The following is a 13,843-nucleotide window of genomic DNA, read 5'->3' as shown; positions in this document are numbered from 1 at the left end:
CATATCCGGCCTCGGTCCGACGCGCGTGATTCGCGCAGACAACGGGTCGGCGGATCGGCCGGGCAGCCGACCGGCTAGTCAATCCATAGGCTTAGGTCAAATACTCCGACTTTTCGCCGACAACAGCATCGGCTGCCCGCTGCGGAGTCGGCCGGGCTCCCGCATCCGAAACGGATTGTGCCCACCGGCGGATCAGCGTCGAGGCGAGGGCCGTGCGCGTGGACGCCCCCTCAGCACTGCGCCTGGACCGCCCTTCCCCCCAGCATGCAGGTCGCGGAAGGCGGTCCGCTCTGTGGAAGGCCGGCGGCGCCAGCCGGACCCGAAACGGCCTGGACGACACGTCCGCCGAGCTGCCCCGCGAGCCCCCGGGTACCGAAAGCATCGTAGATGGCGCGCGCCGCCGTGGAAATGACCGCGGGCCGGTTCGATCCGCCCCGGGCGAAGAACACGACGGCGATCCGCCGGCCGTCGGGCAGCGTCAGGAATCCGACGTCGCCGGTATAGCCCGAGAGCGTCCCTGTCTTGTGCTCCACTCTGACCCCCGGTGGAAGCAGGTCGCGGATGCGGTTCGACCCGGTGGCGCAGCGCCGCATCATGTCCAGCAGCAGCGAACGGCTCGCCGGGGTCAGCGCATCGCCGGAGTCGATCAGGCGAAGCAGATCGAGCATCGCCGTCGGCGTGCTCGAATCCCGGATGTCCCTCAGATCCCGGCGGTCACCGAGGAGCTGCGCGATCGTGCGGTCGACCCTGATCCCGTCCAGCCGGTGCCTGCGCAGCCATCCGTCGACCACCGCCGGTCCGCCGAGCGCGGCGAGCAGCAGGTCGGTTGCGCGATTGTCGCTGCGTGTGATCATCGCATCGAGGAGCATAGTTGCGGTGGTGCCGGCGATCGGATCGTCAAGGCGGCGGCGCCCGGCATCGACCTCCGACAGATAGGCCGCCGCGACGGCGATCTTCATCGTGCTCGCCATCGGAAAGGGCCGGTCACCGTTGAAGCTCACCACGGCCCCGGTTTCGAGGTCCAGCGCGGCGATGCCGAATTCCCCCGGATTCTCCGTCGCCAGCACGGCGAGGCGCTGCTCGAGCGGCTGCAGCGCCGGTGGCACCTCGGCCAAAGCGGGCCGGGCGAAAACGACAAGCAGCCAGGCAAGCAAACCGAAAAACCGCATCCGATGACCCTCATCCCAGTCGGCGGTTCCGGTTCCCCCCGGCGCACGCCATGCATCGCGGAAGAATAGGCCCGGAGAGATGAACGGTTGGAACCATAGGGAGTGAAAGACTGCCGAGTTGGTCCCGGATCTGGCTCGGCTCGCCGCGAACCAAGTCATGCGGGTACATACGACTGTAATCAGCGCAATCAAATGCTTGCCCGATCGACGCAATGGCGCACGGGATGCACGAGATCTAGGCGGTAGCGAAAACAGTTCGCGGGGTGGTAGCGGAGGAGGGACTTGAACCCCCGACACGCGGATTATGATTCCGCTGCTCTAACCAGCTGAGCTACTCCGCCCCGTCCTATGCATGCCGTATGTCCCGGCAAGACGTCGCGGCGCTATAGGAAGCGCGGGCACGCTGGTCAACTGGAGCACAGGGCAAGAAATTTCAAGCCTTGCGGTCTCGCGCCGAACCACAGGAACCCGGCGCGCGGCGCCGAGTTTCGCATCGGGTAGACATGGAGACGCGCCATGGAGTTGCTGACCCCTCTCGAAACCCTTTGCCGCCTGATCCTCCGCGCCCGCGAGCTGGAGGCGCAAATGCCGGCACAGGATCCGGACGAGGATCCCGAAGATGTCGACGATATCGACGACGAAGATGGCGAGGCGATGTCAGTCCTCGAGGACGAGGTGAACGACAGCGTGGAGGAGGAGGTCCAGGCGGTGCTCGACGACCTCGCCGACGACCAGCTCGCCGAAGTGCTCGCGCTCGCCTGGATCGGCCGCGGCACCTATGACGCCAGCGAATGGGACGAGGCCTTCGAGGAGGCGAGCGACATGGATGCGGGGGAGCGGATGGACGAACTCAACGACATGCCGTTGCTGGCCGGCTATCTCGACGCCGGGCTCGCCGCATTCGACTATAGCTGCGAGGGAATCGGGCAGCTCGACTAGCGCCGGAACGGGTGGGTCTTGAGCGGCTCCCAGGGACCGCCCTGATAGCGCCAGGAGGCGAGCGCCCGGATGCGAAGCGGGCGCGGTATGAAAGTGGTGCGCAAGTGCTGCTGGAGCCGGCGCGCATCCCGAGGCGGCACCTTGTTCTGGATCGTAATGTGGGCGTCGAAGGGCGTCTGGTCCTGCGGCGTCAGGAGGCCGTGAAGGGCCTCGGCGAGCGACGTGCGGATGCCGGCGAGGTCAGGGCTCTCGACGCGCAACGCCGTCCCCTCTCCCAGATCCATGATACCGGCAATCTCCGCTTCAGGCGGAGGCGCGTTCGTGGCGGCGGCAAGGCGGGCCGAGAGCTCGGCTTCGAGGCTCGGCGGCAGATGGCGGAACAGGGTGAGGTGCGCGGCGACCCGGTTCAGCCCGGGCGGATAATGGGTGCGCCGCAGCTCCTGGAGCCAGCCGTCATCTCCCGGGGCGAACAAGGCGGTGACGATGAGCGGCCCGGTCAAATCCCGACCCTCAAATCTCCACCTGGGAGCCCAGCTCGACGACGCGGTTCGGCGGCAGCTTGAAGAACTCCATCGCGCTTTCGGCGTTGCGCAGCATCCAGGCGAACAATTTCTCGCGCCAGATCGCCATGCCCGGCCGATCCGACGCGAGCAGGGTCTGACGCGCGAGGAAGAAGCTCGTGTCCATCATCTTGAACTCGGGGCCGCAGCTTTCGACCCGGACCAGCGCCGCCGGCACGTCGGTTTCCTGCATGAAGCCGTAGCGGATGATGAGGCGGTAGAAGCCAGTGCCCAGGTTGGTGAGCTCGAAGCGCTTCTTCTCCTCGACATAGGGCACGTCCTCGATCCGGACGGTGAGCAGCATCACCCGCTCGTGCAGCACCTTGTTGTGCTTGAGGTTGTGGAGGAGCGCGTGCGGGATGCCGTCCGGTGAGGTCGTCATGAAGACCGCCGTGCCCGGCACGCGGGTCGCGCTGCCGGCGGCGGACTTGATGAAGATCGAGGCCGGCATCGCCGCCTCGTTCATCCGCTGGATCATCAGCTTGCGTCCGCGCGCCCAGGTGGTGAGCAGGGTGAAGCAGAAGAGGCCGATCAGCAGCGGGAACCAGCCGCCGTCCGGCACCTTGGTGAGGTTCGCCGCGAAATAGGCGATGTCGACCAGGAAGAAGAGCGCCAGCACGGGGATCGCGAGCCAGGGCTTCCACTTCCACAGATGGAAGAGGACGACGGCGAGCAGGCAGGTGTCGATGAACATCGCACCGGTCACCGCGATGCCATAGGCCGCGGCGAGGTTGCTCGACGTCTGGAAGAAGAGGACGAGCATGATGACCGCGACCATCAGCGCCCAGTTGATCACCGGAATGTAGATCTGGCCCATCGCCGCCTCGCTGGTGTGGCGGATTCTGAGGCGCGGGATGAAGCCGAGATGCATCGCCTGCTGCGTCACCGAGAAGGCGCCGGAGATGACCGCCTGGCTGGCGATCACCGTGGCCATGGTGGCGAGGATGACGAGCGGCAGACGCATCTCTTCGGGCGCGAGCATGAAGAAGGGATTGCGGATCGCCTCGTCGGCCGCGGCGGGATCGAGCGACAGGATCATTGCGCCCTGGCCCATATAGTTCAACATCAGTGCGGGCATGACGAAGGCGAGCCAGGAAATGCCGATCGGCTTGCGCCCGAAATGGCCCATGTCGGCATAGAGCGCCTCGGCGCCGGTCACCGCCAGCACGACCGAACCCAGCGCCAGGAAGGCGCGCCAGCCGTCGATCATGAAGAAGTTGACGGCGTTGACCGGGTTGACCGTCTCCAGGATGATCCCCGGCGAACCGACGATATGGATGATGCCGAGCACCGAGATCGTCAGGAAGTAGATCAGCATGATCGGCCCGAAGAACAGCCCGACCCGCGCCGTCCCGGTTGCCTGGATGGTGAAGAGGCCCACCAGGATGCCCACCGCGATCGGCAGCACATAGGGCGCCAGATCGGCCTGGACGGTGGTGATGCCCTCGACCGCCGAGAGCACCGAAATGGCCGGCGTGATCATCGAATCGCCGTAAAAGAGCGAGCAGGCGAAGACGCCGAGGAGGACGATCCCGGTGGTCCATTTGCGGCCCTCGCCGGAGCGGCTGATCAGCGCAAGCAGGGCAAGGCTGCCGCCCTCCCCCTTGTTGTCGGCGCGCATGATGACGCTGACATATTTCAGCGACACCACGATCATCATCGACCAGAAGATCAGGCTGAGCACACCGACGATCTCGGGCTGGCCGTGGGCGAGCTCGTGGTGGCCGGCGAAGGTCTCGCGGAACGCGTAGATCGGGCTGGTGCCGATGTCGCCGAACACGATGCCGACCGCGCCGACGGCGAGCCGGACGATGCCATTGTGGCGGTGCGCCACTGCGGAGGGATCCGCGGGCGCTTCGGTGGCGGTGGTTTCGCTCATCGGTCAGGAACGCTGAACGTCCGACTTTCCTTTTGCCTACCCTGACCCCGCCAAGGCGAAGCGGCCCCTAGCATCTCGTTCATCCCGCAGCAATGATGCGGGGCCGGTCAATCGCCCGCCGTCAACGTGCGGATGGTGAACTGCGTCACCAGACGGTGAACACCCGGCAAAGTCGAGAGAATTTCGCGGTGGACACGCTCGTAGCTGTCGCTTTCCGGGACGAGCACCTTGACCAGATAGTCGGATTGGCCGCTCATCAGATGCGCCTCGCAGACCTGCGTCGTGCGAGCGAGCGCTGCCTCGAATGCCATCATCGTCGCCTGACGCTGATCGACCAGGGTCACCGAGAGGAAAACGGTCGACGGATTGCCCCGCGCCGCCGGCGAGAGCCGCGCCCGGTAGCCCAGGATCAGCCCCGCCTCCTCCAGCGCCTTCACCCGCCGATGCGCCGCCGAGGGCGAGAGACCCACACGTGCCCCGAGCTGCTCGCTGGTCAGGCCTGAGTCGGCGGCGAGCAGTTCGATAATCTTGCGGTCGATGCTATCCACGATGGATCATTTTGCAGACAAAATGTGGATTGCGCAATAGTGTTGCGAATAACCGCGGCAGGTGACGCGCATTCGCAAGCACTTCCCGGCGCGAATCGCGTATTGCGCGCCATCCGCTTCAAGGAGAGGCAACATGCGTATCGGCGTTCCCAAGGAAATCAAGAATCACGAATATCGCGTCGGCCTGACCCCGCCGTCGGTGGCCGAGCTGGTGGCGGCCGGACACGAGGTGGTCGTCGAGACCAACGCAGGTGCCGGTATCGATTTCGAGGATGCCGACTATGTCGAGGCGGGCGCGAAGATCCTCGGCACTGCCGCCGATGTGTTCGCCGCCGCCGACATGATCGTGAAGGTGAAGGAGCCGCAGGCGGTCGAGATCGCCATGCTGGAGCCGCGTCACCTCCTCTTCACCTATCTCCACCTCGCCCCCGATCCCGAACAGACCAGGGGCCTGATCGCGTCGGGCGCCACCTGCATCGCCTATGAGACGGTGACGGCGAAGGACGGCTCACTGCCCCTCCTGAAGCCGATGAGCGAGGTCGCCGGCCGGATGTCGGTCCAGGTCGGTGCCCATTATCTCGAGAAGGAGCAGGGCGGCCGCGGCGTGCTGCTCGGCGGCGTCCCCGGCGTCGCGCCGGCGCGGGTCGCGATCCTCGGCGGCGGCGTCGCCGGCGTCAACGCGGCGCAGATGGCGGTCGGCATGCGCGCCGACGTCACCATCTACGACATCTCGAACGCCCGCCTCGCCGAGCTCGACATGTTCTTCTCGAGCCAGATCAAGACCGTCTATGCCAGCAAGGCGGCGATCGCCGCGGCGGTGCGCCAGGCCCATCTCGTCATCGGCGCGGTGCTCGTGCCAGGTGCGGCGGCGCCGAAGCTCGTCACCCGCGACATGCTGAAGACGATGAAGCGCGGCTCGGTGCTCGTCGACATCGCGATCGACCAGGGTGGCTGCTTCGAGACCAGCCACGCGACGACCCACAGCGACCCCGTCTACGAGATCGACGGCGTGATCCACTATTGTGTCGCCAACATGCCGGGAGCGGTCGCCCGCACCTCGGCCCTGGCGCTCAACAACGCCACCCTGCCCTTCGCGCTGAAGCTCGCCAACCTCGGCGCCGAGGCGGCGATGAAGGCCGATCCGCACCTCGCGGCGGGCCTCAACGTATCGGGCGGGAAAATCCGCTACGAGGCCGTCGCCGATGCGCTCGGCCTGCCCTACGAGGCGGCCTGACGCCAATCCCCTCCTCCTTTGCGGGGAGGGTCTTCGACACAGGCGAATTCAACGCGCGCGCGTAGGATCGAAGACGCGTTCGCGACGGGGATTGCGCGCCGCGTCGTCGGCAAGCCCGTAGCGATCAAACCAGCTCGCCGATGGCAGGGCGAGATTTCCCGGCAGCGTCGCGATGGTCCGCTCCGTTCTGAGCATCTGCTCGAATTCGGCAGCGCTATAGCCGTTGCCATGGCATGACGCATGGTGCCGGACCGGCCCCAGTCCGCCCGATGCCTGACGTGCGGCAACCCAGCGCGCCAGATGCCGGACCCCGTGCGACGCGCCCTGGCGGACGCCCCCCGTCCAGCCGACGAAGACATCGCAGGTGTAGAGGGTGCGGTCGCGGCCGAGATAGCCGACGAGCATGTTCTCCGTATGCGGCGCGTCCCGATAGACGTGGATTTCGAGCCGGTTGGACGAATCCTCCAGCACCAGGCGAGGGTCGTCGACGAACCGGAACCTGGCATTCGTGACCGGCGGCGTGTCGCCCCATGCGCGCGTGAGCAGGCGCCGCATGAAGCCTTCCTTGTCGCGGGTGGTCAGGATCGTCGCGCCCACCCGGGCGTAGAAGTGGATGGCCACTGCGTGGTCGTCATGATGATGGGTCGGGATGATGTAACGAAGCGGCTTGCTGCCCATATGAGGCCGCATGGCATTGTAGGCCTGCTCCGCATAGTCGGGCAGCCCGCCGGCTTCCATCGCGACGAAATGGTCGGCGAACTCGACATAGAGCACACGCGTGTCGCCGCTGCCGGCCAGAAAGACACCGTCGCCGATCCGCTGCACGCCAACCTCTGCGACGCCGTTATAGCCATCGAGGGTCGGAACCTGCAGGAAGCCGCCGGGCACGCGCAGATGATCGTCCAGCGCATGATTGAAGCGCAGGGAATAGAGCTCGAGATCCCGCGTCGCTTCGCCATCGACCGAGACCTGATAGCCGCGATTGACCATCACCCCTTCGTGCTCGAAATAATCCGTATAGGTGGTGACCACCTCCGTCTCGGCATCGACCAGGTCGCCACTCCGCGACGAGACGGCATGGATAAGCGACGTTTCGGGGTGGACCCAGAGGGTCGACTCCCCATGCCGGATCAGGTCGTAGGTAACGCCGCGACGTTCGCGCGTCCCCGCCAGCGCGAACGCGCCCGGATTGCCGGCCATCGTCCGGGCCAGCATCCACGGCATCCGGCTCGTCGCCATCTGGACGAGATCGTCGTGCGAATGCATGCTGCCGGCAGCATAGATGCGTGAGATCGTGTTGAACGACCACCGGCGCGCGCCGTCATTGACGTCCCGCCAGCCGAAATTGAGTTCTCCCGGATAGGTGCCGATCGAATCGATGACGCTCCGTCCGGCCGCGAAATCCAATGCCAGCCAGCTCCGGATCGGCAGATGATCATAGGGCGGATCGGTGCGACGGCTTTGATATCGGCCGATGACATATCCGGCCCATTCGATTTCAACCTGTCCGACCCGGTTCAGCGCCGCCGCGCCGCCATAGGCCTCGACGATGCGCGTCAGGCGATCGGCCGCCTGCGCATGGGCGCTCGACGCGCCGGTCGCAGCGAATACGATCGCAAAGATGGTGATTGCTTTGAGGCTCGATATCATGACCCCGCTCCTTTGACTTGACCGCCGCATTTCGTGCGGGCTGTAACGGCCCCTGTCTTGAATCATCGGAGCGGACACGGATGGCTGCGCAGTGCCCATCGTGCGAAGGCACGCCCGGAACGCGGGACCGGCTGGCCGTGGGCGCCTATCTCGGACAGGTCGCGCGCAGCGCCACCGCCCCGCGCTGCCACCTCTCCGCGGTCGCCCATGTCGAGGCGCGCGCTCTGCCGGAACACGCCCACGACTGGCCGTTCGTCAGCATGTTGCTGAAGGGGTCGTACGTGTCCCGGACCCGGACCCGCGAAATCGAGTTCGGGCGCAGCACCGCCGTCTATCATCCTGGCGCCTTCCAGCATCGCGACGAGATCGGCCGAGACGGCGCGACGTTCCTGTGTTTGCAGCTCGATCCGGCCTTGCTTCGCGACATCGATATGCCGCGCGGATGCGATGACGACATTGCGACCCTGGACGAGGACCAGGCTTATCTGGCCCTCGGCGCGCTCTATTGCGCTCTCTGGACCGGAGCCGACGAATTCGTGTTCGAAGCCTTGGCCGCGGAACTCGCGGCATGCCTGTTCAGCGGGGACGGGGACGGGCGGAGGGCGGAGCCGGCATGGTTGAAGCGGGTGGAAGGACGCCTGCGTGAGGAGATGCGGGTCCCGCTTGCGGACCTCGCCGAGGATGCCGGTGTCCATGTGACCACGCTCACCCGCCTGTTCCGGCGGCATAGAAACTGCAGCATCGGCGAATTCCGGGCCTGCGCCAGGGCAAGGCGCGCATTCCTCGAGATCGTTGGCGACGACGCACCATTGGCGGAGATCAGCCTGGCAGCCGGCTATGCCGACCAGAGCCATATGACCCGCGACGTCGCGGCCATCTTCGGATTGAGTCCCGGGCGGATCAGAAGCCGGGCCTGACTACCGCGCTTCGGGAGTGGGGGTCCCCTCGCCTTCTGAAGGCGGTCCGTTCGGTCGCTGTGGCGCGCTTGGAATCTGTCCCATCGCGCGCGCCTGCTGCAGCGAATCGAGCCGCTCCTGGATCGTGGCGCGATATTCCGCGTCGGCCGGCGCTTCGGCGAGGAGCTGGCGCCAGATCTGCTCGGCCTGGTCGAAATTGCCGCCCTGGGCGAGCGCCAGGCCGTAGAAGAAGCGCGGGCCCGGATGATCCGGTGCGATCCGCTCGGCGCGGGCAAAGGCGAGCTGGGCCGCCGGGCTCATCATCCCGCCGCTGTGGACGACCAGCGCATTGCCGAGGCCGACCCAGAGATCGGCGTCTCTCGGCGCCTGGCGCAGCGCGCTCTGGAGGATTTCCGCGCCGCTCCGGGTGTCGCCGCGGCGCTGGTAGCTGTCGGCGATGGTGAGCCAGCGCGACGCATTGTCGAACCGGCCGAGCATATCCTCGCGCGTCTGGGCGAAGGCGCTCTCGTCCTGCCTGACCCGCTCGGGCGGCGGCTTGGGGCTCCCCGCAAGCGCCGGACGACCCTGCCAGGCATAGCCGGCGAGGGCGACGAGCAGCGCTGCGCCGAGGAACTGCAGCGCGCCCTTGTCCTTGCCGATGAACGGCCACAGTCCGGCGAAGACGAGCAGCGCGAGGATGAGGATGATCGCCCAGCCCATCACGCTTTTCTCCGCTTGAAGCGGCCGCGGGCGAGGAACAGCCCGAACAGGATGAAGAGGAACGGCGCCGCATAGAGGAGAAATGTGTCCCACCCGAGCGGCGGATTGTAGGTCACCCAATTGCCGTAGCGCGACACCAGCCAGTCGCGGATCTGCTCCGGGCTCTCGCCGGCCTGGACGCGGGTGCGAATCAGCGAGCGCATGTCGCCGGCCATCTCCGCATCGCTGTCCGAGATCGCCTGGCCCTGGCAGACGAGGCAGCGGATCGTTTCCATCAGCGCCTTGGCCTGCGCTTCCTGCCGCGGGTCGGGCAGCTGCCGGTTCGCATAGGGCGCGGCCGGCATCAGGGAATCGGCGAAGACCGGGGCCGCGACGACGAGCGCGATGGCGGCCAGCAACACCCTCATCGCGCCGCCTCCCAGGCCGTGACGATCGCCGGGACGTCCTGCGGCATGATCGCGCCGATATGCTGGTGGCGGATGACGCCGTTGCCGTCGATTACGAAGGTCTCCGGCACGCCGGCCGAACCGAGCGCGAGCTGGACCCGGCGGTCGGTGTCGGCGCCGATCGACTGGAACGGGTTGCCGTAGGTCGCAAGGAAGGCCTGAAGATCCTCCGGCCGGTCGCGTACCGCGACGCCGTCGATCGGCACGCCGCGCCGCGCCAGCTCCTCGAGCTGCGCCGCCTCGGCCCGACACGGGATGCACCAGCTGGCGAAGATGTTGACCACGCGTGGCTGGCCGCGGCGCAGCGATGCGCTGGAGAGGCCGGGCTGACCGGGGAGGCTCGGCTGGAGCGCGAATTCCGGCACATTCTGGCCGATCAGCGCCGACTGGATGTTGCGGTCGGCCGGCGCGTAGAGGCCCCAGGCGACGAAGCCGAGGAAGACGACGAAGACCGCCAGCGGCACCCAGATGATCAGGCCGCGTTTCACGCCAGCGCCTCCTTGCCCGGCAAGGACGCCGGCGGCGCATCTTCAGCCTCCGCGGCCTTGGCCGCCGCCTTGCGCTCACGGCGCAGGCGCCCGATCAGCGACAGCACGCCGCCGAGCGCGACCAGGCCGCCGCCGAACCAGATCAGGGTCACGAACGGCTTCCACCACAGGCGCAGCTGCCAGCGGCCCTGCTCGTCCTCCTCACCGATCGCGATATAGAGCTGGCCGTCCCAGCGGGTGGCGATCGCCGCCTCGCTGGTCGGGGTCGGCGGCGAGGAGAACATCCGCGCCTGCGGCCTCAACTCGAACGGCGCGCCGCCCTCGCCGCGCCGGGCGGTGAGCCGCGCCTCGATCGCGGTCCAGTTCGGGCCCGCGATCGGCTCGACCCCGTCGAAGCGCACGTTGAAGCCGCCGACATGCATGGTCTGGCCGGGGCTCGCCGCCACAAGCGTCTCTTTGGTGAACGCGCTTTCGGACGCCATGCCCGCCATGCTGACCGCGATGCCGAGATGGGCGATGACCATGCCGTAGATGAAGATCGGGGTGCGGCGCAGGTTGCGCTTCCACAGCGGCGCGATGCTGGCTGCGGCGACGCCGGCCGACACGGCGAGCCCGAGCAAGGGCAGGATGCGCGTGCCGGGCGCGAGCAGGATGATCGCGAACAAGGCGGCGGCGCTGATCAGGACGGGGATCGCGATGCGGTTGCCCAGCTCCTTCAGCCGGTCGCTGCGCCAGCGCAGCAGCGCGCCCATGCCCATGATCGCGACCAGAATGAGCGCAACCGGCCCGGCGGCGCTGTTGAAATAGGGCGGACCGACCGACAGCTTCTCGCCGGTCACCGCCTCGACGACCAGCGGATAGAGCGTGCCGACGAAGACGACGCCGAGGATCACGGTCAGCAGCAGGTTGTTGACGACCAGCGCGCCCTCGCGGCTGACGAGGTCGAAGCGCGCGCCCTCCTTCACCGTGCCGACGCGCAGGCCGAACAGGGCGAGCGCGCCGCCGATATAGAGGACGAGCAGCGCGAGGATGAAGGCGCCGCGCTGCGGATCGACGGCGAAGGCGTGGACGCTGGTCAGGATGCCGGAACGGACCAGGAAGGTGCCGATCATCGACATCGAGAAGGCGACCACGGCAAGCATGATCGTCCACGCGCGCAGGCCGTCGCGTGTGGCGAGGACGGTGACGCTGTGGAGCAAGGCAGTCGCCGCGAGCCAGGGCATCAGCGAGGCATTCTCGACCGGATCCCAGAACCACCACCCGCCCCAGCCGAGTTCGTAATAGGCCCAGTAGGAACCGGCGGCGATGCCGAGCGTCAGGAATATCCAGGCGCCGAGCACCCATGGACGCATCGCCCGGGCGAAGGCCGGGCCAACGTCGCGGGTGACGAGCGCGCCGACCGCGAAGGAAAAGGCGACCGAGATGCCGACATAGCCGAAATAGAGAGTCGGCGGATGGAAGGCGAGGCCCGGGTCCTGGAGCAGCGGGTTGAGGCCGTTGCCTTCGACCGGCACGGGCGAGAGCCGGGTGAACGGGTTCGAGGCGAAGAGCAGGAAGGCGTAGAAGCCGAGGCCGATCGCCGCCTGCGCCGCCAGCGTCGCGGCCAGCGTGTTCTTCAGGAGCCGGCGTTCGAACAGCGCCACGATCGCGCCGGCGACGGCGAGCACCGTCACCCAGAGCAGCATCGAGCCTTCGTGATTCCCCCAGGCGCCGGCGAACTTGTAGAGCCAGGGCTTGGCCGAATGGCTGTTGGCCGCGACGAGCTGGACCGACAGGTCGGTGCGCAGGAACAGCCAGATGAGGATCAGGAAGGCGAGCGCAGCCAGCACGCCTTGCGCCATCGCCACCGGCCGCACCGCGCGCAGCAGCTGCTCGCCGCCGGGCCGCAGTGCAGCCGCGCCGAGGAAGAGCTGGAGCAGCGACAGCGCCGCCGCCAGCCACAATGAAGCAAGCCCCCCTTCCGCGATCATTCGAGCGTTTCCGTCTTGTGCTGGCCCTGCGGCCCCAGACGGGGCGGCATATAGTTCTCGTCGTGCTTGGCAAGGATTTCGCTGGCGACGAAGCGACCGTCCGGCTGGAAGCGGCCTTCCGCGACCACGCCGCTATTTTCCCGGAACAGGTCCGGCGTAATGCCGGCAAAGCGCACCGGAATGGTCGCCTGCGTCTCGTCGCCGACGACGAAATCGATGGTGACGCCGTCGGGATGGCGCTGGATCGAGCCCTGGCGGACCATGCCGCCGATCCGGACCGCGCGGTCGAGCGGCAGGCCTTTGCGCGCGACGTCGCCGGGCGCGTAGAAGAAGGCGGCCTGATCGCGCATCGCGGACATGGCGAGCAGCACCGCGCCGATCACGGCGACGAGCGCGAGCACGACGAGGACGAGGCGCTGGTTCTTGGGCTTCATCTGTCGCGGCTCAGCTTTTCGACATCGGCCTCGGCGCGGCGCATCGCCGCCCAGCTCCACAAGGTCAGCCCCACGGTCGCGAGGAGGCCGATCGCATAGGCGCCGATGATGAAGGGCCAGTGGCTCATTGCGCCCGTCCTGAGCCTGACGAAGCGGCCGCCATCCGTCGCATCCGCGCCTCGAGCTTCTGGCGGGCGAGCTCGGCGCGCATCCGCATCAAGACGATCGCGCCGAACAGGAGGGTGAAGCCGGAGGCCGAGGCGAGCAATGGCCAGAGCATCGAGCTGTCGATCGACGAACGGCCCTGGACGATGTCGATGCTCTGCCCCTGATGCAATGTGTTCCACCACACGACCGAGTAGCGGATGATCGGCAGGTTGACCGCCCCGACCAGGCCGAAGATCGCGGTGATCCGGCCCTCCCCGCCCTTCTCCTTCTCGGCGCCTGCCAGCGCGATATAGGCCAGATAGAGGAAGAGGAGGACGAGCATCGAGGTCATCCGCCCGTCCCACTCCCAGTAGGTGCCCCAGGTGGGTCGCCCCCAGAGTGAGCCGGTGGCAAGGCAGACGAAGGTGAAGACGGCGCCGGGAACGGCAATCGCCCGGCCGGCGACGGCGGCGAGCGGATGGCGCCAGACCAGCTGCATCAGACTGGCGACCGCAATGCCGGTCCAGCCCGCCATGCCGAGCCACGCGGCAGGAACGTGGACGTAGATGATCCGGACGCTCTCGCCCTGAAGATAGTCGCGGGGCGCCAGAAACAGGCCGATGGCGAGCGCGACGCCGATCAGCGCGACACCCGCCCAGCCGAAAAGGCCCGTCAGGGGTCGCGCGATCTTCAGGAAGCGAGCCGGATTCGCGTAAACGTGCATGCCTGAGCGTTTCTGTAGCGAAGCGACGGGCGACGGGAA

Annotated in this window: 15 protein-coding genes and 1 tRNA gene; 3 read left to right on the top strand and 13 right to left on the bottom strand. The window is 67.3% G+C overall.

What is annotated here, in order from left to right; translation table 11 throughout:
- Positions 1–230 precede the first annotated feature (230 nt).
- Both RCO27_RS00315 and RCO27_RS00310 read right to left on the bottom strand, forming a co-directional pair.
- The gene (locus RCO27_RS00315; RefSeq protein ID WP_309000647.1) at positions 231–1,169 is read right to left on the bottom strand and encodes a serine hydrolase; all 939 of its coding nucleotides are present in this window, start codon (positions 1,167–1,169) and stop codon (positions 231–233) included.
- Positions 1,170–1,433: 264 nt separating this feature from the next.
- Positions 1,434–1,510, bottom strand: a tRNA-Met gene (locus tag RCO27_RS00310).
- A 175-nt stretch (positions 1,511–1,685) separates the two neighbouring features.
- Here RCO27_RS00310 and RCO27_RS00305 point away from each other — a divergent pair.
- Positions 1,686–2,108 carry a DUF3775 domain-containing protein gene (locus RCO27_RS00305; protein ID WP_309000646.1) on the top strand — a complete coding sequence of 141 codons (423 nt, stop codon included), beginning with the start codon at positions 1,686–1,688 and terminating at the stop codon, positions 2,106–2,108.
- On the opposite strand, the gene RCO27_RS00300 is transcribed toward RCO27_RS00305, so the two are convergent.
- From RCO27_RS00300 to RCO27_RS00290, 3 genes are all read right to left on the bottom strand, one after another.
- On the bottom strand, positions 2,105–2,608 hold the full coding sequence (locus tag RCO27_RS00300) for a 2'-5' RNA ligase family protein (protein WP_309000645.1): 504 nt from the start codon (positions 2,606–2,608) through the stop codon (positions 2,105–2,107). The genes RCO27_RS00305 and RCO27_RS00300 overlap by 4 nt on opposite strands.
- A 10-nt stretch (positions 2,609–2,618) precedes the next feature.
- Positions 2,619–4,547 carry a potassium transporter Kup gene (locus RCO27_RS00295; protein WP_309000644.1) on the bottom strand — a complete coding sequence of 643 codons (1,929 nt, stop codon included), beginning with the start codon at positions 4,545–4,547 and terminating at the stop codon, positions 2,619–2,621.
- 107 nt (positions 4,548–4,654) lie between these two features.
- Complete coding sequence (locus RCO27_RS00290) at positions 4,655–5,095, bottom strand: Lrp/AsnC family transcriptional regulator (protein WP_309000643.1); 441 nt, start codon at positions 5,093–5,095, stop codon at positions 4,655–4,657.
- A gap of 133 nt (positions 5,096–5,228) precedes the next feature.
- Here RCO27_RS00290 and ald point away from each other — a divergent pair, with 133 nt between their 5' ends.
- Positions 5,229–6,329 (top strand): alanine dehydrogenase, encoded by a 1,101-nt coding sequence (gene ald, locus RCO27_RS00285; protein ID WP_309000642.1) that lies wholly within the window; start codon positions 5,229–5,231, stop codon positions 6,327–6,329.
- Positions 6,330–6,377: 48 nt separating this feature from the next.
- Here the strand turns inward: ald and RCO27_RS00280 are convergent, their stop codons facing one another.
- A complete protein-coding gene (locus RCO27_RS00280; RefSeq protein ID WP_309000641.1) occupies positions 6,378–7,979 on the bottom strand; it encodes an MBL fold metallo-hydrolase in 1,602 nt (533 codons plus the stop codon).
- 80 nt (positions 7,980–8,059) lie between these two features.
- Here RCO27_RS00280 and RCO27_RS00275 point away from each other — a divergent pair, with 80 nt between their 5' ends.
- A complete protein-coding gene (locus RCO27_RS00275) occupies positions 8,060–8,896 on the top strand; it encodes an AraC family transcriptional regulator (RefSeq protein ID WP_309000640.1) in 837 nt (278 codons plus the stop codon).
- Here the strand turns inward: RCO27_RS00275 and RCO27_RS00270 are convergent, their stop codons facing one another.
- Genes RCO27_RS00270 through ccmC form a run of 7 tightly spaced genes read right to left on the bottom strand, consistent with a single transcriptional unit; the run spans position 8,897 to position 13,804 of the window.
- The gene (locus RCO27_RS00270) at positions 8,897–9,595 is read right to left on the bottom strand and encodes a tetratricopeptide repeat protein (RefSeq protein WP_309000639.1); all 699 of its coding nucleotides are present in this window, start codon (positions 9,593–9,595) and stop codon (positions 8,897–8,899) included.
- Positions 9,595–10,002 (bottom strand): cytochrome c-type biogenesis protein CcmH, encoded by a 408-nt coding sequence (locus tag RCO27_RS00265; protein WP_309000638.1) that lies wholly within the window; start codon positions 10,000–10,002, stop codon positions 9,595–9,597. Before RCO27_RS00265 ends, RCO27_RS00270 begins: the two co-directional genes overlap by 1 nt.
- Positions 9,999–10,529, bottom strand: coding sequence for a DsbE family thiol:disulfide interchange protein (locus RCO27_RS00260; RefSeq protein WP_309000637.1), 531 nt, complete (start codon positions 10,527–10,529; stop codon positions 9,999–10,001). The genes RCO27_RS00265 and RCO27_RS00260 overlap by 4 nt, the downstream gene beginning before the upstream one ends.
- Positions 10,526–12,499 (bottom strand): heme lyase CcmF/NrfE family subunit, encoded by a 1,974-nt coding sequence (locus RCO27_RS00255; RefSeq protein ID WP_309000636.1) that lies wholly within the window; start codon positions 12,497–12,499, stop codon positions 10,526–10,528. Before RCO27_RS00255 ends, RCO27_RS00260 begins: the two co-directional genes overlap by 4 nt.
- Positions 12,496–12,933 (bottom strand): cytochrome c maturation protein CcmE, encoded by a 438-nt coding sequence (gene ccmE / locus RCO27_RS00250; RefSeq protein ID WP_309000635.1) that lies wholly within the window; start codon positions 12,931–12,933, stop codon positions 12,496–12,498. Before ccmE ends, RCO27_RS00255 begins: the two co-directional genes overlap by 4 nt.
- Positions 12,930–13,061 (bottom strand): heme exporter protein CcmD, encoded by a 132-nt coding sequence (locus RCO27_RS00245; RefSeq protein ID WP_309000634.1) that lies wholly within the window; start codon positions 13,059–13,061, stop codon positions 12,930–12,932. The genes ccmE and RCO27_RS00245 overlap by 4 nt, the downstream gene beginning before the upstream one ends.
- Positions 13,058–13,804, bottom strand: coding sequence for a heme ABC transporter permease CcmC (gene ccmC, locus RCO27_RS00240; RefSeq protein WP_309000633.1), 747 nt, complete (start codon positions 13,802–13,804; stop codon positions 13,058–13,060). The genes RCO27_RS00245 and ccmC overlap by 4 nt, the downstream gene beginning before the upstream one ends.
- Positions 13,805–13,843 lie beyond the last annotated feature (39 nt).

The organism is Sphingosinicella sp. LHD-64 (genome assembly GCF_031157375.1).
Classification (GTDB): Bacteria; Pseudomonadota; Alphaproteobacteria; order Sphingomonadales; family Sphingomonadaceae; genus Allosphingosinicella.
Note: the sequence above shows the minus strand (reverse complement) of the source record. Positions and strands in the feature narration are given on the sequence as shown.

Excerpts from the sequence above, each read along its gene's own strand:
- RCO27_RS00255 (WP_309000636.1), bottom strand. The coding sequence starts at position 12,499 with ATGATCGCGGAAGGGGGGCTTGCTTCATTGTGGCTGGCGGCGGCGCTG.
- RCO27_RS00305 (WP_309000646.1), top strand. The coding sequence starts at position 1,686 with ATGGAGTTGCTGACCCCTCTCGAAACCCTTTGCCGCCTGATCCTCCGC.
- RCO27_RS00245 (WP_309000634.1), bottom strand. The coding sequence starts at position 13,061 with ATGAGCCACTGGCCCTTCATCATCGGCGCCTATGCGATCGGCCTCCTC.
- RCO27_RS00275 (WP_309000640.1), top strand. The coding sequence starts at position 8,060 with ATGGCTGCGCAGTGCCCATCGTGCGAAGGCACGCCCGGAACGCGGGAC.
- RCO27_RS00270 (WP_309000639.1), bottom strand. The coding sequence starts at position 9,595 with ATGGGCTGGGCGATCATCCTCATCCTCGCGCTGCTCGTCTTCGCCGGA.
- ccmC (WP_309000633.1), bottom strand. The coding sequence starts at position 13,804 with ATGCACGTTTACGCGAATCCGGCTCGCTTCCTGAAGATCGCGCGACCC.
- RCO27_RS00315 (WP_309000647.1), bottom strand. The coding sequence starts at position 1,169 with ATGCGGTTTTTCGGTTTGCTTGCCTGGCTGCTTGTCGTTTTCGCCCGG.
- RCO27_RS00265 (WP_309000638.1), bottom strand. The coding sequence starts at position 10,002 with ATGAGGGTGTTGCTGGCCGCCATCGCGCTCGTCGTCGCGGCCCCGGTC.
- ald (WP_309000642.1), top strand. The coding sequence starts at position 5,229 with ATGCGTATCGGCGTTCCCAAGGAAATCAAGAATCACGAATATCGCGTC.
- RCO27_RS00295 (WP_309000644.1), bottom strand. The coding sequence starts at position 4,547 with ATGAGCGAAACCACCGCCACCGAAGCGCCCGCGGATCCCTCCGCAGTG.
- RCO27_RS00280 (WP_309000641.1), bottom strand. The coding sequence starts at position 7,979 with ATGATATCGAGCCTCAAAGCAATCACCATCTTTGCGATCGTATTCGCT.
- ccmE (WP_309000635.1), bottom strand. The coding sequence starts at position 12,933 with ATGAAGCCCAAGAACCAGCGCCTCGTCCTCGTCGTGCTCGCGCTCGTC.